19 protein-coding genes are annotated in these 18,053 nt (G+C 67.0%); 7 read left to right on the forward strand and 12 right to left on the reverse strand.

The features are described 5' to 3' along the window. The 4 genes from IV088_RS14110 to IV088_RS14125 form a co-directional block, all read left to right on the forward strand. Window positions 1-1,400: PQQ-dependent dehydrogenase, methanol/ethanol family (locus IV088_RS14110; RefSeq protein ID WP_291103108.1), on the forward strand; the 1,400-nt coding region annotated here is incomplete at its 5' end. 163 nt (window positions 1,401-1,563) lie between these two features. Then, window positions 1,564-1,887: a c-type cytochrome gene (locus IV088_RS14115; protein WP_291103110.1), complete on the forward strand. Its 324-nt coding sequence runs from the start codon at window positions 1,564-1,566 to the stop codon at window positions 1,885-1,887. Further along, window positions 1,863-2,483, forward strand: coding sequence for a hypothetical protein (locus tag IV088_RS14120; protein WP_291103113.1), 621 nt, complete (start codon window positions 1,863-1,865; stop codon window positions 2,481-2,483). Before IV088_RS14115 ends, IV088_RS14120 begins: the two co-directional genes overlap by 25 nt. A 104-nt stretch (window positions 2,484-2,587) precedes the next feature. Further along, window positions 2,588-4,990 (forward strand): MASE3 domain-containing protein, encoded by a 2,403-nt coding sequence (locus IV088_RS14125; RefSeq protein WP_291103115.1) that lies wholly within the window; start codon window positions 2,588-2,590, stop codon window positions 4,988-4,990. A gap of 49 nt (window positions 4,991-5,039) precedes the next feature. Here the strand turns inward: IV088_RS14125 and IV088_RS14130 are convergent, their stop codons facing one another. After that, window positions 5,040-5,255 carry a hypothetical protein gene (locus IV088_RS14130; protein ID WP_291103117.1) on the reverse strand — a complete coding sequence of 72 codons (216 nt, stop codon included), beginning with the start codon at window positions 5,253-5,255 and terminating at the stop codon, window positions 5,040-5,042. A 675-nt stretch (window positions 5,256-5,930) separates the two neighbouring features. Between IV088_RS14130 and IV088_RS14135 the strand changes: the two genes are divergently transcribed. Then, window positions 5,931-6,566 carry a hypothetical protein gene (locus IV088_RS14135; RefSeq protein WP_291103119.1) on the forward strand — a complete coding sequence of 212 codons (636 nt, stop codon included), beginning with the start codon at window positions 5,931-5,933 and terminating at the stop codon, window positions 6,564-6,566. Window positions 6,567-6,758: 192 nt separating this feature from the next. On the opposite strand, the gene IV088_RS14140 is transcribed toward IV088_RS14135, so the two are convergent. The 10 genes from IV088_RS14140 to pqqA all read right to left on the reverse strand — a co-directional run bounded on the left by IV088_RS14140 (window position 6,759) and on the right by pqqA (window position 13,829). Beyond that, on the reverse strand, window positions 6,759-7,448 hold the full coding sequence (locus IV088_RS14140) for a DUF5666 domain-containing protein (RefSeq protein ID WP_291103122.1): 690 nt from the start codon (window positions 7,446-7,448) through the stop codon (window positions 6,759-6,761). Window positions 7,449-7,701: 253 nt separating this feature from the next. Continuing rightward, window positions 7,702-8,331 (reverse strand): hypothetical protein, encoded by a 630-nt coding sequence (locus IV088_RS14145; protein ID WP_291103124.1) that lies wholly within the window; start codon window positions 8,329-8,331, stop codon window positions 7,702-7,704. A gap of 185 nt (window positions 8,332-8,516) precedes the next feature. After that, the gene (locus IV088_RS14150) at window positions 8,517-9,041 is read right to left on the reverse strand and encodes a hypothetical protein (protein WP_291103127.1); all 525 of its coding nucleotides are present in this window, start codon (window positions 9,039-9,041) and stop codon (window positions 8,517-8,519) included. Between the two features lie 20 nt (window positions 9,042-9,061). After that, complete coding sequence (locus IV088_RS14155) at window positions 9,062-9,673, reverse strand: hypothetical protein (RefSeq protein WP_291103130.1); 612 nt, start codon at window positions 9,671-9,673, stop codon at window positions 9,062-9,064. Then, window positions 9,648-10,394 (reverse strand): hypothetical protein, encoded by a 747-nt coding sequence (locus tag IV088_RS14160; protein ID WP_291103132.1) that lies wholly within the window; start codon window positions 10,392-10,394, stop codon window positions 9,648-9,650. Before IV088_RS14160 ends, IV088_RS14155 begins: the two co-directional genes overlap by 26 nt. Window positions 10,395-10,401: 7 nt before the next feature. After that, entirely contained in the window at window positions 10,402-11,634 is a 1,233-nt protein-coding gene (gene pqqE, locus IV088_RS14165) for a pyrroloquinoline quinone biosynthesis protein PqqE (RefSeq protein ID WP_291103134.1), read from the reverse strand. Beyond that, window positions 11,618-11,881: a pyrroloquinoline quinone biosynthesis peptide chaperone PqqD gene (gene pqqD / locus IV088_RS14170; RefSeq protein ID WP_291103136.1), complete on the reverse strand. Its 264-nt coding sequence runs from the start codon at window positions 11,879-11,881 to the stop codon at window positions 11,618-11,620. The genes pqqE and pqqD overlap by 17 nt, the downstream gene beginning before the upstream one ends. 112 nt (window positions 11,882-11,993) lie before the next feature. Further along, on the reverse strand, window positions 11,994-12,725 hold the full coding sequence (gene pqqC / locus IV088_RS14175; RefSeq protein WP_291103139.1) for a pyrroloquinoline-quinone synthase PqqC: 732 nt from the start codon (window positions 12,723-12,725) through the stop codon (window positions 11,994-11,996). Between the two features lie 13 nt (window positions 12,726-12,738). Then, a complete protein-coding gene (gene pqqB, locus IV088_RS14180; RefSeq protein ID WP_291103141.1) occupies window positions 12,739-13,656 on the reverse strand; it encodes a pyrroloquinoline quinone biosynthesis protein PqqB in 918 nt (305 codons plus the stop codon). Between the two features lie 98 nt (window positions 13,657-13,754). Beyond that, a complete protein-coding gene (pqqA, locus tag IV088_RS14185) occupies window positions 13,755-13,829 on the reverse strand; it encodes a pyrroloquinoline quinone precursor peptide PqqA (RefSeq protein ID WP_068167214.1) in 75 nt (24 codons plus the stop codon). A 75-nt stretch (window positions 13,830-13,904) separates the two neighbouring features. Between pqqA and IV088_RS14190 the strand changes: the two genes are divergently transcribed. Together IV088_RS14190 and IV088_RS14195 are read left to right on the forward strand one after the other, a co-directional pair. After that, window positions 13,905-15,017: an alpha/beta fold hydrolase gene (locus tag IV088_RS14190; RefSeq protein ID WP_291103143.1), complete on the forward strand. Its 1,113-nt coding sequence runs from the start codon at window positions 13,905-13,907 to the stop codon at window positions 15,015-15,017. Beyond that, the gene (locus tag IV088_RS14195) at window positions 15,014-16,036 is read left to right on the forward strand and encodes an MBL fold metallo-hydrolase (RefSeq protein WP_291103146.1); all 1,023 of its coding nucleotides are present in this window, start codon (window positions 15,014-15,016) and stop codon (window positions 16,034-16,036) included. The genes IV088_RS14190 and IV088_RS14195 overlap by 4 nt, the downstream gene beginning before the upstream one ends. 197 nt (window positions 16,037-16,233) lie before the next feature. Here IV088_RS14195 and IV088_RS14200 read toward each other — a convergent pair. Continuing rightward, window positions 16,234-18,053, reverse strand: a 1,820-nt coding sequence (locus IV088_RS14200; protein ID WP_291103148.1) for a sigma-54-dependent Fis family transcriptional regulator, incomplete at its 5' end; no start/stop codon positions are given.

Consider the following 18,053-nt stretch of genomic DNA (forward strand, 5'->3'; position numbering starts at 1 on the left):
AGAAGCTCTGGAAGTACGAGCACCGCCTGCCCGAAGGCATCATGCCCTGCTGCGACGTGATCAACCGCGGCGCCGCGCTGTACGACAACCTCGTCATCTTCGGCACGCTCGACGCCCAGCTCGTGGCCCTCGACCAGGACACCGGCAAGGTGGTGTGGCGCGAGAAGATCGACGACTACTCTGCGGGCTACAGCTACACCGCGGCCCCGCTGATCGCCGAAGGCCTGCTCATGACCGGCGTGTCCGGCGGTGAGTTCGGCGTGGTCGGCCGCGTCGAAGCGCGCGACCCCAAGACCGGCAAGATGGTCTGGACCCGCCCCGTGGTCGAAGGCCACATGGGCTACAAGGACGGCAAGGAAAACGGCATCAGTGGCACCACCAACGCCACCTGGCCGGGCGAGACCTGGAAGACCGGCGGCGCCGCCACCTGGCTGGGCGGCAGCTACGACGCCAAGACCGGCCTGGCCTACTTCGGCACCGGCAACCCCGGCCCGTGGAACAGCCATGTGCGCAAGGGCGACAACCTGTATTCCACCTCCACCGTCGCCATCGACGTGAAGACCGGCCAGATCAAGTGGCACTACCAGTCCACCCCGAACGACGGCTGGGACTACGACGGTGTGAACGAGTTCGTCACCTTCGACATGGACGGCAAGCGCGTCGGCGCCAAGGCCGACCGCAACGGCTTCTTCTACGTGAACGACGCCGAAACCGGCAAGCTGCTGAACGCCTTCCCCTTCGTGAAGAAGGTGACCTGGGCCACCGGCATCGACCTGAAGACCGGCCGCCCGAACTTTGACCCGGCGAACCGCCCTGGCGACCCGACGGCAGCGGGCGGCGACGGCGCCAAAGGCAAGTCGGTGTTCTCGGCGCCCGGCTTCCTGGGTGGCAAGAACCAGATGCCCATGGCCTACAGCCCCAAGACCGGCCTGTTCTACGTGCCCACCAACGAATGGGGCATGGAGATCTGGAACGAACCCATCACCTACAAGAAGGGCGCCGCCTACCTGGGCGCGGGTTTCACCATCAAGCCTTTGTTCGACGACCACATCGGTTCGCTGCGCGCCATCAACCCCAAGACCGGCAAGGTCGAGTGGGAAGTCAAGAACGAAGCCCCGCTCTGGGGTGGCGTGCTGACGGCCGGCGACCTGGTGTTCTGGGGCACGCCTGAGGGTTACCTCAAGGCCGCCGACGCCAAGACCGGCAAGGTGGTGTGGCAGTTCCAGACCGGCTCCGGTGTGGTGGCCCCTCCCATCACCTGGACCGAAGGTGGCGAGCAGTACATCTCTGTCGTGTCCGGCTGGGGTGGCGCGGTGCCACTGTGGGGCGGTGAAGTGGCCAAGAAGGTCAACTTCCTGGAGCAGGGTGGCTCGGTCTGGACATTCAAGATCGCGAAGTGATCTCTCCCCTGCGCCGCTGCGCGGCGTCCCCCTAGGGGGACCACACCCTGGACCGGCGGAGCCGGCTCCTTGGTGTGTGCTGGGTGGGACTCTTGGCGTCTTTTGCCGCGTTTGAGTCCCACCCTTTTTGTTTTCTCTGTTCCCTGATTTGTGAGTTGTGACCATGCGTACCCTTCTTCTTCTCACCTCCGGCCTCCTGCTCGCTTCGGGCGCTGCGCACGCGGTCGACGAGGCGGCCGCCATCGAGCTGGCCAAGAACAACGGCTGTCTGTCGTGCCATTCGGCCAAGGAAAAAATCGTCGGCCCCGCCTACAGCTCCGTCGCCGACAAGTACCGGGACGACAAGGACGCCGTGGCGAACCTGGTCCAGTCCATCCAGTACGGCAGCAAGGGCAAGTGGGGCCGCATCCCCATGCCACCGCACCCGGGCATGAACGCCGCCGACATCAAGACCCTGGCCCAATGGGTGATGACCGCCAAACACTGAGGGCGCATCGCGCACGAACCGCCCACAGGGCGGGCGCGATCCTGGCGCGAGCGCTGGCGGGCGTCGCGCTCTGCGGCGCCCTTCAGGGCGCTGCCCAGGCCTTTGAATTGAGCGGCGAGAAGGCCCTGGTGGCGCTCACCAAAGACGGCCAGAGAACCCGCATCGGTTCCGTGTTCTTCCAGCCCTCGGGCGCGGGCGCAGCGGGCTTCCGGGTGCAGATGGACCGCGCCGTGATGCAGGACCACTTTCTGTCCATGCGCGAGTTCAAGTGCCTGCCCGCCGCGCAGGAGATCACCTGTTTCGTGGCCTACCCGTACCCGCATCCGGGCACCGTGACCGCGAGCGATGTCGGCTGGCTCGAACACAATCTGCTGTTCTTTTTCAAACAGCCCGCCGACTTCGGCGCCAAGCTCTGGAACGGCATCATCTTCAGGTTCACGCAGACCCCGAGCGGCCTGGTGGGCCGACCGCAGGCCGTGGACCTCAACCTGATCGGGGTGCCGCCCGACAACCTCAACGAGCCGCCCTACGGTCCCTTTCAGCGCGACGACTTCCCGGCAGGGGCGCGCTGGGTGCAGGAGCTGCGCATCGAGTGAACGTAAGCGGTGCCAGTCTTGCACCGCCTCCAGCGGTGTGCGTGCAACGCAACTCGCCAACGGCTGTGTTTGGGTGAATACCCATATTTGCGTTATGGTTAGGTATGACGTACGCAAACCCCACCAAATACGGCCTTGTCGGCCTGTTTGCGGTGCTGGGCATACTGGCCATCATCAACGCTCCGGCGGACACCGCCAGCGGGTTCCTTTCGGGTCGCATGCTCGATCTGCATCTGGTGCTGGAGCTGTTTGCCATCGTGATCGCCGCCTTGGTGGTCACGGTGTCCTGGCACACCTTTGACCGCCAGAAGGACAGCAGCGCCAACGCCTTGCTGGCTGGTTTCGTGGTGGTCATGGGATGCGATTTGATGCACGCCCTGACCTACGAAGGCATGCCGCCCTTTCTAACCGAGAGCAGCACGCCACAGGCCATCTTTTTCTGGCTCATGGGCCGCAGTTTTGAAGTGCTGACGCTGGGCGCTTTGGCACTCGGCTTGGCACCCCATTGGTCAAGATCGGTCTTGCTGGGTATCGGCCTGGTGGTGTTGGTCGCCACCATCGCCGTCGGTTCCTACGGGCTCGATCTCTTCCCCACCACCTTTGTGCCAGGCGTGGGTGTGACCCCTTTCAAGGCGGGCTACGAATATGTGTTGACCGGTCTCAATGGCTTGCTGGCGCTGCTGCTGTGGCACAAAGCGAAACGCGAGCGATCACGCCAGCATGCCCTGCTCGCGTTCTCTTGCCTGTTCATGGGCCTGGGGGGATTCGCCTTCACGGCCTACGTCACACCTTCCGATTTTCAGAACGTGGTGGGGCACCTTTACAAGGTTGGGGCTTATGCGCTTCTGTACCGCGCCACCTTCATCGCCAGCATCCAGGCGCCATACGCTGCCCTGCAGGCGTCTGAAGCACTCGTTCGGGAAAGCCAGGCCCGCATGAACACGCTGGGCGCCAACCTGCCGCACTCCGTGCTGTATCAGGTGGTGCTGGAACCTGATGGGCATCGCCGCTTCACCGAGGTGTCCGACTCGGTGGAGCGTGTCTGCGGCGTGCGTGTGGCCGATGTGTTGCGTGACCCGGTCGCGATGTACGGCAGCATCCACCCGGACGATATGGCCAGCCTCGCCGCCACCGAACAGCGCTGCACCGAAACACTGCAGGTGTTCGACTGCGAAGCCCGCTTCTGCCGGCCCGACGGCAGCGTGCGGCGCATGCACATGGTGTCTGCGCCGCGGGTGCTGGACGGCGGTCTCATCGTGTGGGACGGCCTGCTCACCGACGTCACCGACCGCATCGAAGCGCAGGAGGCCCGCCGCCAGCTGGAGCAGCAGCTCAGCGAAGCCCAGAAGCTGGAGTCCATCGGCACGCTGGCCAGCGGCATCGCTCACGACTTCAACAACGTGCTCGCTGCCATCCTGGGCAACGCCCACATGGCCCGGGAAGATCTCAAGGGCGGCAACCCGGCCGATGTGGCGCTCAGCCTGGACCAGATCATCAAGGCCAGCGACCGTGCCCGGAACCTGGTCGACCGCATCCTCAGCTTCAGCCGGCGCGACGCCGCCCGGCGCCAGGTGCAGCCCCTGTTGCCGATGCTGAGCGAAAGCCTGTCGCTGCTGCGCTCCACCCTGCCGGCCGGCGTGCAGCTGATCGAATGCATCGACAACCCCGAAGCCAGCGCCGAGATCGACCGCACCCAGTTTGAACAGGTGTTGCTCAACCTTTGCACCAACGCCTGGCATGCGCTGGGCGACCAGGGTGGGCGCATTGAAGTGGGGCTGGACACCGTGGTGCTCGGTGCCGCCGCGGCCATGCCCCTGGGCCTGCTGCCCGGGCGCCATGTGCACCTGTGGGTGCAGGACAACGGCAGCGGCATGGACGATCAGGTGCGCCAGCGCATCTTCGAACCCTTCTTCACCACCAAGCCGGTGGGCAAGGGCACGGGGCTGGGGCTGTCCGTGGTGCACGGCATCGTGCGCTCGCACGACGGTGCCATCGGCGTGCATTCACAGCCCGGTCAGGGCACCCGGTTCGACATTTTCATTCCCGCACCGCCCGGCGGAGTGGTGCCCGCCACGGGCCCGGGCGCAGCGGCCCAGTGCGATGCCGGGCGCGGGCAAGGTGAACGGGTGCTGCTGGTTGAAGACGACCTGCTCATGTCCGCCATGCTGGAAAAGCTGCTCGTCCGCCGCGGCTACCGCGTGTCACACCACAGCGAGCCCGAGCAGGCCATGGCCGCTGTGCGTGCCGATCCGCAGGCGTTCGACATCGTGGTGACCGACTACAACATGCCCCAGCACTCCGGGCTCGACGTGATCACCGCCATCCGCCGTCTGCGCCCGGGCCTGCCCACCATCCTGGTCTCGGGCTACGTCAGCGACGAACTGCGCGCCCGTGCTGCCGCACAGGGCGTGCACCATGTGCTGGAGAAAGCGCGGGCGCTCGATGAGCTGGTGAATCTGCTGGCGGACACGCTGCGTCCTGCGGGGGCCCAGGTGGCTGAAGCTTGACCCTGCAGGGTCAATGGCCTGTTGCAAGGCGCTTGCGCTCAGGTCTCATTCAATCCTTGCCGTCGTCTTCACAGGCCGATTTGCCCACGTCGTCGCAGAGGTCGTCGTGGCCGCTGTCCGCGTTGTCATCGGAAGCGCTCCGGTCTTCGATCTTGACACGGCTGGACACCATCGTGCCGTTGCTCATCGCTCCGTACACCTCGACGCGCATGCCGACGGCCAGGGTGCTGGGAGCGGCGCTCGCGTCGACGGCAATGCCGTCCACGCTGAAACGGGTAGGCCTGAGCAGGACGTCACACGACCATCGAGTTCGTTGGGGTCCGTGTTGCCGTCGTCGGTGTCGTCGAACCCGACGCGTCGGGCCTGCAGCCTTCCGTTGACCATCTCACCCTGAATCTCGACCCGGGTTCCCGTGGCCAAGCCCTGGGGCACGGCATTGGAGCCACTGGCATCGACCGGGATGCCGTCAACGCTGAAGCTCTGCGGGCTGTCAAAGGTGGTCTCCGTGCCCTTGTATGACTTGCCACTGGGGGTCGCGCTGTCGTCATCACTGCCGCCGCCGCCGCCGCCGCAGGCGACCAGGCCTGCCTTGAGCAATGAGGCAGACAGCCACCGCAGCGCGGCCCATGGGGAACGGTTGGGGGGTGTGTGGGAGTGGTTCATGCGGTGGTGTCCTCAGTGGGTGTTTGAGGTGACGCTGCTGACCCGCAGCCGGGATCGGCTGTTGGTGGGTGCCCTCGCACCGCCAGTTCAACGATGCGGGCCGTCGCTTAACACCACCCGAAGCCGTCGTTGTTTTCTCGGCAGTTGTGCTTCGTTGCCTGGCCTGCATGGCGGATCGTGAGGTGCTTCAGTGATACATGTCGTCACATTCGGTGACAGGGCTTGCAGCTACTCTGGGTAGCATGCCGTCTGTCTTTTCGTTCACATGGAGAACCTCATGAACACAACACACCGAATCCAAACCCTCCGCCCGCTCGTGCTGGCCGTTGCCTGCCTGGCTGCTGGTGCCAGCTGGGCCCAAGTCGTCGTGGGCGTGGTGGTCGACCCGGTAGCGGTTGCCGACCCCGCCGTGGCTGCGAGGCAGCAAGAGATGTCCCTGCAACTCGCCCGGGCCAACCTCACCCAACAGGGCATCACCGAACCCACCACCGGGCAGCTCGCGCTGGCCACCAGCGATGTGCAGGCGATGCGTGACAGCGGCATGGGCTGGGGCCAGATCGCCAACAGCCTGGGCCTGCGCCTGGGCTCCGTGGTCAGCGCCGCGAACAAGGCCGACAAGGCGGAGCAGCGGGCATCCCTGGACGCCGGGACCAGCAGCAAACGCCCGGCCGCGGCCGGCAGCCAGGGCGCCGGCGGCAACAAAGGCACGGGTGGTGGTGGCGGCGGTCAAGGTGCCGGCAGCGGCGGCAACAAGGGCGGCGGCGCCAGCGGCGGTGGCGGTAACGCCGGCAATGGTGGCGGCAACGGGGGTGGAAAAGGCGGTGGAAATGGTGGCGGCAACGGCGGGGGCAACGGCGGCGGAGGTGGAAAAGGTGGCGGGAATGGCGGAGGCAATGGGGGGGGCAAGCGCTGAGCCGGTCACCTTTCCATCACGCTGCGTGCCTGTCCGCGCGTTGACGGGCGCCGACATGTCGCGCGGCGGGCGGGGGCCGCGGTGTTTGTCGGACCGAACGCGGGCACAGCGTTGCGGGTCTGGCACACCCACCCCGACGTGAGCATGCCCCCGGTCTGAAGACCGGAGGCATCTGTTCCTCACGCCGTGACTTCACCGGCGGTCGTCGTCCTTGTCGTCATCGTCCACACCGTCGTCTTCGCCATCCTCGTCATCGTCGTTGCTGTCGTCGTCAGGGCAGCTTGACTGGGTCACGGTGTCGCAACGGTCGTCGTCATCCTTCTCATCGTCTTTGTCGTCCTCGCCATCGTCGGAGTCCGTCCCTTCGACCTTCACCTGGCTGGCCACCATCACGCCGTTGTTGACGGTTCCGTGGACCTCCACATGCATGCCGACCGACAGCGTGGTCGGCGTGGCGCTGGCGTCCACCGGGATGCCATCGACGCTGAAACTGGACGGGCTGTTGTACGACGTCACACGGCCTTCCAGTTCGCTCGACTCGGTGCCGTTGTCATCCCCGTCATGGTCGTCGTCCAGCTCGACACGGCGGGCTTGCAGGACGCCATTGACCATGTCGCCTTGAACTTCGACCCGGCTCCCGGTGGCCAGGCCCTGCGGTGCTGTGCTGGAGCCGCTGGCGTTCACGGGGATGCCGTCGACACTGAAGCTCTGTGGGTTGTCGTAGGCGGTCACGGTGCCTTTGAACGATTTGGCACTGGCGGTGGCGCTGTCGTCGCCTCCACCGCCACCGCAGGCGGTCAGCCCGGCAACAAGCAGCGAGGCGGCCACCATCCGCAACGATGTCAAGGGGAAACGGGAGGCGGTGTCGTGGGGGTTCTTCATGATGGGTTGTCTCTGGCGTGGATGTGAGCGACGTGAGGGGCTCAAACGCGGTCGGCAAGCAACGAATCTCTGCCGACAACTTCATGTTCCAAATCACCGATTAAGACAAGCTTAAGGACCGGTTTTGCTTGCGCGGTTTACGTTTCGCAACGCGAAGCTCAACGGGTTTGCCGATGGCCTTTGAAGCCGCCATGCGGCGTGCTGCTGGTCGCGTGAGACGCCGGACACCTGCCTGAGTGCGAAGCGCTTGCGGTCAGCGCACCCACTCCGCTTGCAACAGGCCTCCCGTCAGAAACCCGCTCGGTACCCGTTCCTCTCGCTGCAACTTCACCAGCCCTTCGCCCAGGCAATACCACTCGCGGCTGATCAGCGGGACGTCGGTGAAGCCGTTGACCGGGTCGGTGTAGAGGTTCAGGCGCGCCTGGCCGACCACGCGCAGGCAGGGCTGGTGTTCGCTGCCATCGGCGAGCTTCACGCTGTCGTCCACCGCTTCGATGCGCCAGGTCATCTGCGCCTTGTGGGTGTACTTCAGGTCGCGCGGGTGTTCGTTCTTGCGCTGCAGCAGGTAGGGCACGGTGACGGTGGTCCACTCGGTGCCGACCTGGTAGGGCGCCTTGAGCACCCAGATGGGCTCGGCATCGGCCGTCGGCTCATTGTCGATGTCGGTGCGCGTGGCCACGCGGCGCACGCCTTGCTCATCCACCTTCAGGTGGTAGCTCACGCCCGCCGAGTGGTGGCGCACGGCGACGGGCTGGTCCTGAAACGTTTCGGACGCGGCCACGCGCATCGTCCACTGCTCGGTCTCGCGCGGCTCGTCCATCGCGTAGGTCACGGCGAGGGTTTGCTCATCGCCTTCGCGCAGGGGGAACCACTCATTGCCCATGTCGCGACCAGAGCACCCCGACAGCAAGGCCACCACCAGGCAGGCAGCGGGTGTCCTCCAAATGGCACCACCGGAGCGCGTGTCCCAAACCCAGGTGCACCGTGGAACCGGCTTTGCCGGGCCACGGGTGCGGCCCCCCCCTGGCACGAGGGGGGGAAGATCTGAAGCGGCGCAGGGGCGGCGCCTCATTTCTCTGGCAACTGCGCGCGTGGCAGGTCCCGCAACTTGATCTCCACCTTGTCGTTGCTGGCAGGTCGCAGCCAGGCCAGGCCACCCTGGCCGCGCCGCGGCTCGGTTTCGCCCAGCTGCGTGTTGCCGTCGCGCGCCTTCTTGACGCCGTCGCCGAGGATGCGGTGCAGGTCCTTTTCGTAGGGCAGCTTGAAGGCGCGGGGCATCTCCAGCGGCTGATTGTCTTTCATGGGGTTGACCCAGAGGTAGATCGCCCCCTTGTGACCGCGCCCGGGGCTGGGTTCGTCGAACACGGCCGAGAGCAGCACGAAGCGCTGGGGCAGTTGATCTTCTGCCGGCCAGCCCGACACGCCCTTGAAGGTCTGGTGCCCGAAAGCGTAGAAGCCGCTGACCAGCAGCACCATCGCTGCTTTGAGGCCCCAGTGCCAGCGCGTGCCCAGGCACAGGGCGAGCAGCAGAAAGGCCAGCAGCGCGTAGACGAGGGCGAGCAGCAAGAGCTGGGAGGAAACGGCGGGGATCATGGGTTGTTCTTGTGGGGGCTCTACAGCCCTGTTCTTTGCACGATGGTCTTGGGCTGTGTGCTGAGGTCGGTCACTGCGCCGCGCTCGTCGAGCGTGAAGCGCACCAGCGTGCGCTCGTCGCCCTTGCGCGGGATCTGCTGGGTGCCGGTGAACACGATCTCGGCCTGCGGGTTGACCTTCACCACCGCCACGCTCACGTCCACCGGCTGCTGGTCCTTGCTGTCGTAGTAGTGGGCGTTGACCACGTACTCGCCGGGCACGATGCCGCGCAGGGTGACGATCTCCTGCCGGATGGGGCTGCTGAACTCGCGGCCGTTCACCAGCACGCTGCTGTTCTTGGCGCCACGGTCGTCGCGGTCGAGGTGCAGCAGGCCGGCGTCGCGCTGGCGAAACCACAGCGTCTTGCCGCCGGGCTCCATCACCCAGGCGTCCACGTCGTTGGGGTTGTTGTCGGGCCACGAGACGGTGACCATGAACTCGGCCTTCGCCGGCACGTCGCCCGCCTTGCGCGCGTTGGGGTTGAAGGCGAGGATGGCGATGACGAAACAGAAGACGAAGGCGATCAACATGTTGAACAACATGTCGTAGAACGGATCGGTCTCCGTGTCACGGACCGGTCGGCCGATGGCCATCGCTCGCTCCGGCGGACGTCAGTGAAAGCGCCAGCGCATCGGCCACCAGCGCGTCGGCAAAACGGTCCAGCCGCATGAGCTGCAGGCCGAGCAGGATGTTGCCGGTGAGCCCGGTCACGGTGGTGAGCAGCGCGATGCCCAGGCCCCCGGTCAGGCTCTTGAGCAACTGGGCCGACTGGCTGGGGTCGAAGCTCTCCAGCTGGCCGAGGTTGAGCGCGAGGATGGAGAAGCCGATCACCTTGCCCAGCAGGCCGAGCTTGAGCTGGATGCCGTTGAGCCACCAGGCCATTTCGTGTGCGCCGTGCGCGCGCTCGCCCAGCACCAGCAGCCAGGAGGCGCGGTCGGCGCCGGGCTGCGCCGTGCCTTGCAGGAATTCGCCGCTCCAGCTGCCAACGTGTTGCGCCTGGTCAAGCGCCGTGCGCTGGCGGCCGAGCACCCAGGCGCGGCGCCCGGCCCAGCCCGAGCAGCCGATGAACATCAGCACGATCACGATGGTCAGGCGCGTCGGGTCGGCCTCGATCAGCCGGTGCCAGGCGCCCGCCTGCCACAGCAGCAACGAAGCAAAGACCAGCAGCCCCATGAAGGCCAGCCAGAGCAGGAACAGGCCCTGGTCGGCGCGCTCGATGGAGAGCGGCGCGTGCCGGCTGCCCGGCAGGTGGCGCACCAGCAGGGCGCCGAACATGCGGTGCGCGGCGTGGGCCTGGGGGGCTTGGGTTGTCATGGTGGGTTCACGGCGCACGGCCGCCCGAAGCCGTGAACGCGTCCCCCTGGGGGGGGGCAGCGACCGCCGCAGGCGGGGAGCTTGGGGGCTCGGGATGCAATGCCCGCGACTCCGCGTCGCTGCGGAACACGATCGGGATGTGGCGGTGCCTGGATGCATTCTTCACCACCGCCACGACCTTCTCGTGGTGGGCCGACTTGCTGCACACCGGGTCGGTCTCGGCCGGGTCGCCGGTGAGCAGAAAGGCCTGGCAACGGCAACCGCCGAAGTCCTTGTGGCGCTCGTCGCAGCTGCGGCAGGTGGGCTTCATCCACGCGTCGCCGCGGTAGGTGTTGAAGGCGTTGCTGCGCTGCCAGATGTCGGCGATCGACACGTCTTTCACGTTGGGCAGTTGCAGGCCGGGCAGGTCGCGCGCGTTGTGGCAGGGCATGGCCAGGCCGTCGGGCGCGATGGACAGGAACACCGCGCCCCAGCCGTTCATGCAGGCCTTGGGGCGCTCTTCGAAGTAGTCGGGCACGACGAAGAGCACACGGCATTTCTGCCCGCTGGTTTTCGCGTCCTGCTCGGCGCGGAAGGCGTTGACCTCGGCCTCGGCGATCTGCAGCTCTTCGCGCGTGGGCATGAGGTGGTCGCGGTTGATCCAGGCCCAGCCGTAGTACTGCGTGTTGGCCAGCTCCAGGTACTCGGCTTCCAGCGCCACGGCCATCTCGATGATCTTGCGCACGTGCGGCAGGTTGTGGCGGTGCAGAACGCAGTTCATCACCATGGGCCAGTCGTGCTGCTTGATCAGCTTCGCGACGCGCTGCTTCAGCTCAAAAGTCTTGGTGTGGCTCAAAAAGTCGTTCAGCTCCTTGGTGGAGTCCTGGAACGAGAGCTGCACGTGGTCGAGCCCGGCGTCTTTGAGCTTCTGCGCGCGGGTGGGCGTGAGGCCCACGCCGGAGGTGATGAGGTTGGTGTAGTAGCCCAGGCGGTGCGCTTCCTGCACCAGCTCTTCGAGGTCGTCGCGCAGCATCGGCTCGCCGCCCGAGAAGCCGAGTTGCGCCGCGCCGAGCTTGCGCGCCTGCGTCATCACGTCCACCCACTGCGCGGTGCTCAGCTCGTCGGTCACCTTCGCGTGCTGCGTGGGGTTGTAGCAGAACACGCAGTGCAGCGGGCACTTGTAGGTCAGCTCCGCCAGCAGCCACAGCGGCGGGCCGGCGGCGATGGGTGCGGTGCTCAGGAGATCAGTCGATCCAGCCACGGCGCTGTCCTTCTTCGAGCAGGTTGCGGACTTCGGGCTCCAGACCCTGCGCATTGAACGCGGCTTCCAGTTCGGAAACGATGCCTTCCAGCGTGCGCTCGCCGTCACAGCGTTTCAATATCTCAGCCGCCGACGGGTTGAGCTGCACCATGCCTTCGGGATACAGCAGCACCCAGCGCGATTGCGCTTCTTCGTACTGCAACCGGAAGCGGCGCGAGAGTTTGGGTTGATTGGGCAACGTGCTCACAGCAACTCCGGAGCGCGTGTCGATCCCGGCACACGCCGAAGAACCGGCTTTGCCGGGCCAAGGGCGTGGTCCCCCTGGGGGGAAGACGCGAAACGGCGCAGGGGGGCGTCCATCACTGGCAGGCCTTTTCGATGGCATCCAGCATGGTCCAGAGAATGTCCAGCTTGAACTGCAGGATGTCCAGCGCACGGTGCTGCGCCTCGCGGGTGTTGAAGTGAGACAAGGTGACCTGCAGGCCATGCTCCACGTCGCGGCTGGCGAGCGGGATGCGGCTGCGGAAATAGGCCAGGCCGCTGGCCTCGATCCACGGGTAGTGGCCGGGCCAGGTGGCGAGGCGGTCTTTGTGGATCTGCGGCGCGAACATCTCGGTGAGCGAGGAACACACGGCCTCCTGCCAGGGCGCCTTGGCCGCGAAGTTCACGTAGGCGTCGCAGGCAAAGCGCACCGCGGGCACCACGCCCTGCAGCGACCAGAGGTCTTCACGCGAGATGCCCACGGCCTCGCCCAGCCGGGTCCAGGCCTCGATGCCGCCGGCGGCCGAGCCCTCAAAGTCGCCATGGCCGTCGTGGTCGAGGATGCGCTCGATCCACAGGCGGCGGTGCGATCGGTCGGGCATGTTGGCGAGGATGGCCGCGTCTTTGCGCGGGATGCAGATCTGGTAATAGAAGCGGTTGGCCACCCAGCAGCGCAGCTCGTCGGGCGTGCAGCCGCCCGCGTTCATGCGCACGTTGAACGGGTGGTGGATGTGGTAGCTGCGGCCCTTCTCGCGCAGTTGGGCCTCGAAGGCTTCGGGGCTCCAGGCGGGCAGGTGGCTGTCGGTGCGGATGGCTTGGGCGATTTCCATGGTGCCGTTGATTTCAGAAAGTGATGTCCATGCCGTCGTGGGCAACTTCGATACCGTGCTGCGTCAGCAGCGCGCGCTCGTCGGAGTCTTCCACCAGCATGGGGTTGGTGTTGTTGATGTGGATGAGCACCTTGCGCACGCCGGCGGGCAGGCGGTCGAGCTGCTCGATCATGCCGCCCGGGCCGCTTTGCGGCAGGTGGCCCATGTCGAGCGCGGCCTTGGTCGAGAGGCCCAGGCGCTGCATTTCGTCGTGGGTCCAGAAGGTGCCATCGATCAGCACCACGCTGCAGCCGCTCATGAGCTCGATGAGTTCGGGCGTGACCTCGGCCAGACCCGGCGCGTAGAACGCTTTGGCGCCGGTGGTCGGGTGGGTGATGAGCAGGCCGATGTTGTCGCCCGGTCGCGGGTTGCCGCGAAACGGCGAGTAGGGTGGCGGCTTGGACGACAGCGAGACCGTGTGCAGCAACAGGCCGGGCAGGCTGGGCACCCGCACCGCGCTGCCGTCGATGGGCAGCTCCTGGCGGTCGACGCCGCAGTAGTGCGAGAGGATGCCGGTGATCGGGAAGCCGCTCCCGATGTCGGAGAACACCTCGGGCGTGGCCAGCAGCGGCAGCGGCGTCTTGCGCTCGCGCAGCATCAGCAGGCCGGTCACGTGGTCGATCTGCGCGTCCATCAGCAGCACGGCGGCGATGCCGCTGTCGCGGATGCTGCGTGCCGGTTGCAGCTCCGGGTTCTCGCGGATCTGCTGAAGGATGTCGGGCGAGGCGTTGACCAGCAGCCAGTCAGTCCCCTCGGCGGTGACCGCGATGGACGATTGGGTGCGCGCGTTGGCGCGGACCGTGCCCTGGCGCAGACCGTCACAGTTGGGGCAGTTGCAGTTCCATTGCGGAAAGCCACCGCCGGCCGAAGAACCCAGGACCCGGATGCGCATAGACTGAGCTGGAACGTTTCAGGCGTTCAGGAAAGTAGGGGGATAAAAAAAGCGCACGCGTTGTGCACCCGTGCGCTTTGGAGCGGAACCGCCGGTGGTCAGCGGTTGGCGATGTACATCGTGATTTCAAAACCGAAACGCAGGTCGGTGAAAGCGGGGGTGGTCCACTGCATGAAAAGTCTCCTGTATGGGTTGGCATGAAACATGTCTGCCGACTTGTCTGCACCACTGCACCTCAAGCCGCAACGATGAAAAGCAATAACGATGCCACGAATCAGCACTGGTCCGTGAGCCACGGCGACCGTGGGGCTCGGGCCGCGCTGCGCCCCTGGCACCGACCACTGTACCTGCCTCTGGACGCGCCGCAACACATGGCGTACCGACTCAGGGGAAACCCCGAGGGCGACGCGTGGCTGCTGCTCCACGGCGGGCCGGGCGGCCGTTGCCAGCCGGGCATGCTGGCGCCACTGGATCTGGCGCGGCACTGGGCCATCGCGCCCGATCAGCGCGGCTGCGGCGACAGCCGCCCGAAGGGCCGCACCGCGCGCAACCACACGCAGGCGCTGGTGGCCGACCTGGAGGCGCTGCGGGTGCACCTGGGGCTGGAGCGCTGGTCCATCCTCGCCGGCTCCTGGGGCACGGTGCTGGCGCTGGCGTATGCGCAACGCCACCCCGAACGGGTGGAGCGCCTGGTGTTGCGTGGTGCCTTCGCGCTGCGCCGTCGCGAGGTCGGTGGCTTGCTTCAGGGGGGCCGGAGCTCAGGGAAAACCATGAGGCCTGCGCCCGACGGTTGGCCCCGCGCGCCGGGCACTTCGTTGCCCGCGTTGCTGAGCAAACTGCGCCAGTTGCTTCAAACTGGTACACCCGCTGTTGCATCGCTGCGCGCGGCGCGGCGCTGGGCCTTGCTCGAATCGCGCGACGCCGAGCGGGGCCTGCGGCGTGCCCTGGTCCAGGCGGCCGTGCAGCAACCCGGATCGGCGAGTGCGTTGCGCAGCACCTGGGCAGCGCTTCGGCGGGGCACCCGCCAGCGCGCGGCGGCCTTTCAGCGCCCCGCCGGGCGCGACGATCGGGCCTTGCAACGCAAGTACCGCGTCCAGGCGCACTACCTGTTGCACCGGGGGTTCGTGCGGCCCGGCGAGCTGGACAAGGCCGTGCGCACGCTGGCGCAACGGGGCGTGCCGGTGGCCTGGGTGCACGGGCGCTGCGACGCCATCTGCCCGCCGGGCAACAGCCGCGGCTGGGCGGCGCTGGGGCAGCGGCTGGCACCGGGATCGGCCTCGCTCGCGCTGCCGCTCAGCGGCCACCTGGGGCACGAGCGCCTGATGCTGGCGGCCCTGCGCCGCGAGGTGTGCGGCGCATGAACCGGTCGTCTGTGTGGTGGCGTTCCGCGGGTCGGCGCCTGGCGCTCGTGGCGATGGTGGTTGGCGCGGTCACGGCACAGGCCACGCCGACCGCCACCGATTGCCGCGCGGCCGAGCCCGTGCCCTGGCAGGCGGTGGCCCCCGGTGTCTGGGTCTGGCTGCCGCCGGGCGCGGGCGACGTGTCCCCGGCGAACGCGGGCCATGTGGTGCCGACCAGCGTGGTGCTGGGTGGGCGGGACGCGATGGTGATCGACCCCGGGCCGAGCCACCGCCATGGCCTGCGGCTGCGCCGGTCGATCGAGTGCCGGTTCAAGGCGAGCGTGCGCTGGATCGTCAACACCCACGCCCACTCCGAAAACGTGCTCGCCAACTCGGCCTTCGCCGACCTAGCGGCCGACGGTCGCGTCCAAGTACTGGCCACGGCCGCCACGCGCGAAGGCATGGCGCAGCGTTGCCCGGACTGCCTTGCCAGCCTCACCCAGCGCGTGGGCGAAGCCGCGATGGCCGGCACGCAGATCGTGCTGCCGAACCGGACCCTGACCGAAGGCGATGAACTGCGCGTGGGGGCGTTTCGCCTGCAGGTGATGCGGGTGGAGCAGGGCCACACCGAAGGCGACCTCGTGCTCTGGAACCCTCGCCACCGCGTGCTCTGGGCGGGCGGGCTGGTGTACGACGGGCGCGTGCCCGAGCTGGCGCAGGGCAGGGTGGACCACTGGCTCGCGGCGCTGTCACGGCTGGAGGCGTTGAAGCCGAAGCAACTGCTGTCCACCGGGTGGTCCGTGGGCCAGGACCATGCAGCGCCCCCCGCACTGGCCGCCACCCGCGACTACCTGCAGTCCCTGCGCGAGCGCACCCTGCAAGCCATGGACGAAGGCGCCCAGCCCCAGGAGATCGACCGCGTGAACCTGCCAGCGTTCCAGCACTGGAAAGGCTACGCAGCGCGCCACGGCTTCAACGTGCAACGCGCCTGGCGCGAACTCGAACCCGTCTGGATGGACCAAGCAAAGCCGACGAAATAGGACCGGGAGAATCCGATGCTCCTCCGGAGCGAAGTGCCCTAAACCCAGGATGCGGTGGAACCGGCTTTGCCGGGCCACTCGCATCGCCCCTTGAGGGGCGGAGCGGTTACGCGCAGCGAACAAGCGACGGGGGTGGGGGCTCCGCCAGGCCGCTCGCATTGCCCCCCTGGGGGTGACGCCGCAGGCGGCGCGGGGGGTTACAAAAGCCCCGGCGGCAACTGATCCTTCTTCCGGTAGATCGTGTTGCGGGACACCCCCAGCGCCTTGGCCGCTGCCGACACGTTGCCCTTGTGCAGCCGCAGCATCTGTGCCATCGCGCTCAGCGCCACATCCTGCAGACGCTGTCCATCCACCGCCGGTTCGGGCATGGGCGGTGCGTTGGGGGTTTCGGGCAGATCGGACATCGCCGGGGCGATGGAGCCCATCAGGCGGCTGGGAATCGGGTTGGGCAGGCCGTGCTCCAGCTCTTCGAGGAAGTCGTCGGGCAGGTGCTCCATGTCGATCACGCCGTCGTTGCCCACCATGACCACCGCCGTGCGCAGCAGGTTGTGCAGCTGGCGGAAATTGCCCGGCCAGTGGTAGCGCTTGAAGATGTCCATGACCCGCGAGGAGATGCCGATGTGCTGGCCGTTCTCGCACAGCGACTTCACGATCTTCTGTACCACGAGGTCGAAGTCGGTGCGTTCGCGCAGCGCCGGCAGCCGCACCACCAGGCCGTTGAGGCGGTAGTACAGGTCTTCGCGGAAGTCGCCGCGCGCGATCATGTCCTTGAGGTTCTTGTGGGTGGCGCTGACCACGGCCACATCCACCTCGACCTCTTTGCCCGCGCCGAGCGGGCTCACCTTGCGCTCCTGCAGGACGCGCAGCAGCCGCGCCTGCAGGTGCTTGGGCATGTCGCCGATTTCGTCGAGGAAGAGCGTGCCGCCATTGGCCTGCAGGATCTTGCCGATCGAGCCCTTCTTGCGCGCGCCGGTGAAGGCACCTTCTTCGTAACCGAACAGCTCCGACTCGATCAGCGTGTCGGGAATCGAGGCGCAGTTGACCGAGACGAAGGGTTGGGCCGAGCGGGTGGAGTCGCCGTGGATGGCCTGGGCCAGCAGGTCTTTGCCGGTGCCGGTTTCGCCCAGGATCATCACCGGGATGTCGCGCCCCGACACCCGGCGCAGCTTGTGGATGACCGACGCCACCTGGGGGTCGCCGGTGTCCAGGTACTGCAGCGACGACAGTTGCATCTTGCGCCCGGTCTGTTTCAGCAACGCGGGCACCGAGTTCGCAGACGCGCTGGGCGCCTGCTGCTCTTCGGCCTGCTGCGGGTTCGTCGCCATGGGCCGCCCGGCCGACCAGGGGTTGCTTGCCTTGACCTTCACCCGGCACCACACCGACACGCCGTTGTGCAGCACCAGCTGCTTGGGGTTGGGCATGGCGCCGCTGAACAGCTCGAACAGCGACGAGATCGGGATGCCGAACAGCGACGAGAAGGTGTGGGCCTTGAGCGCGGCGAAGGGCAAGCCGATCTGGAACTGCGCGCTGCGGTTGGCCGAGATGAAGCGCCCCTCGGGCGAGAACACCGCGATGCCCTCGACCAGCGTGCCCAGGAACTCGGAGCGGGTGTGGAAATGCACCCGGATCGCCTTCGGGAAGATGTCGGCGAACATGTGGTTCTCGATCATCTGCGCCGACATGCGCACCAGCGCCAGCGTGTGCTGGTGGAAGCTGCGGTGGTCGCCGGTGACGTCGAGCGCGCCGATCACCTGGCCGTAGGGGTCGAAGATCGGCGCGGCCGAACAGGTGAGGAACTTGTTGGCGTTCAGGTAGTGCTGGTTGCCGTGCACGGTGAGCGCTTCTTCTTCGGTCAGCGCGGTGCCGATGGCGTTGGTGCCCTTGTTCTGCTCCGACCAGTCCATGCCGGGCGTGAGCGCCACGCGCGAGGCCTTTTCGAGAAAGTCGGTGTCGCCCAGCGAGTGCAGCACCATGCCCTTGGCCGAGGTCAGCAGCACCATGCTGTGGGTGTTGACGA

The organism is Hydrogenophaga sp. (assembly GCF_018780075.1).
GTDB lineage: Bacteria > Pseudomonadota > Gammaproteobacteria > Burkholderiales > Burkholderiaceae_C > Hydrogenophaga.

Excerpts from the sequence above, each read along its gene's own strand:
- IV088_RS14115 (WP_291103110.1), top strand. The coding sequence starts at position 1,564 with ATGCGTACCCTTCTTCTTCTCACCTCCGGCCTCCTGCTCGCTTCGGGC.
- IV088_RS14120 (WP_291103113.1), top strand. The coding sequence starts at position 1,863 with ATGGGTGATGACCGCCAAACACTGAGGGCGCATCGCGCACGAACCGCC.
- IV088_RS14125 (WP_291103115.1), top strand. The coding sequence starts at position 2,588 with ATGACGTACGCAAACCCCACCAAATACGGCCTTGTCGGCCTGTTTGCG.
- IV088_RS14135 (WP_291103119.1), top strand. The coding sequence starts at position 5,931 with ATGAACACAACACACCGAATCCAAACCCTCCGCCCGCTCGTGCTGGCC.
- IV088_RS14140 (WP_291103122.1), bottom strand. The coding sequence starts at position 7,448 with ATGAAGAACCCCCACGACACCGCCTCCCGTTTCCCCTTGACATCGTTG.
- IV088_RS14145 (WP_291103124.1), bottom strand. The coding sequence starts at position 8,331 with ATGGGCAATGAGTGGTTCCCCCTGCGCGAAGGCGATGAGCAAACCCTC.
- IV088_RS14150 (WP_291103127.1), bottom strand. The coding sequence starts at position 9,041 with ATGATCCCCGCCGTTTCCTCCCAGCTCTTGCTGCTCGCCCTCGTCTAC.
- IV088_RS14155 (WP_291103130.1), bottom strand. The coding sequence starts at position 9,673 with ATGGCCATCGGCCGACCGGTCCGTGACACGGAGACCGATCCGTTCTAC.
- IV088_RS14160 (WP_291103132.1), bottom strand. The coding sequence starts at position 10,394 with ATGACAACCCAAGCCCCCCAGGCCCACGCCGCGCACCGCATGTTCGGC.
- pqqC (WP_291103139.1), bottom strand. The coding sequence starts at position 12,725 with ATGGAAATCGCCCAAGCCATCCGCACCGACAGCCACCTGCCCGCCTGG.
- pqqB (WP_291103141.1), bottom strand. The coding sequence starts at position 13,656 with ATGCGCATCCGGGTCCTGGGTTCTTCGGCCGGCGGTGGCTTTCCGCAA.
- IV088_RS14190 (WP_291103143.1), top strand. The coding sequence starts at position 13,905 with ATGAAAAGCAATAACGATGCCACGAATCAGCACTGGTCCGTGAGCCAC.
- IV088_RS14195 (WP_291103146.1), top strand. The coding sequence starts at position 15,014 with ATGAACCGGTCGTCTGTGTGGTGGCGTTCCGCGGGTCGGCGCCTGGCG.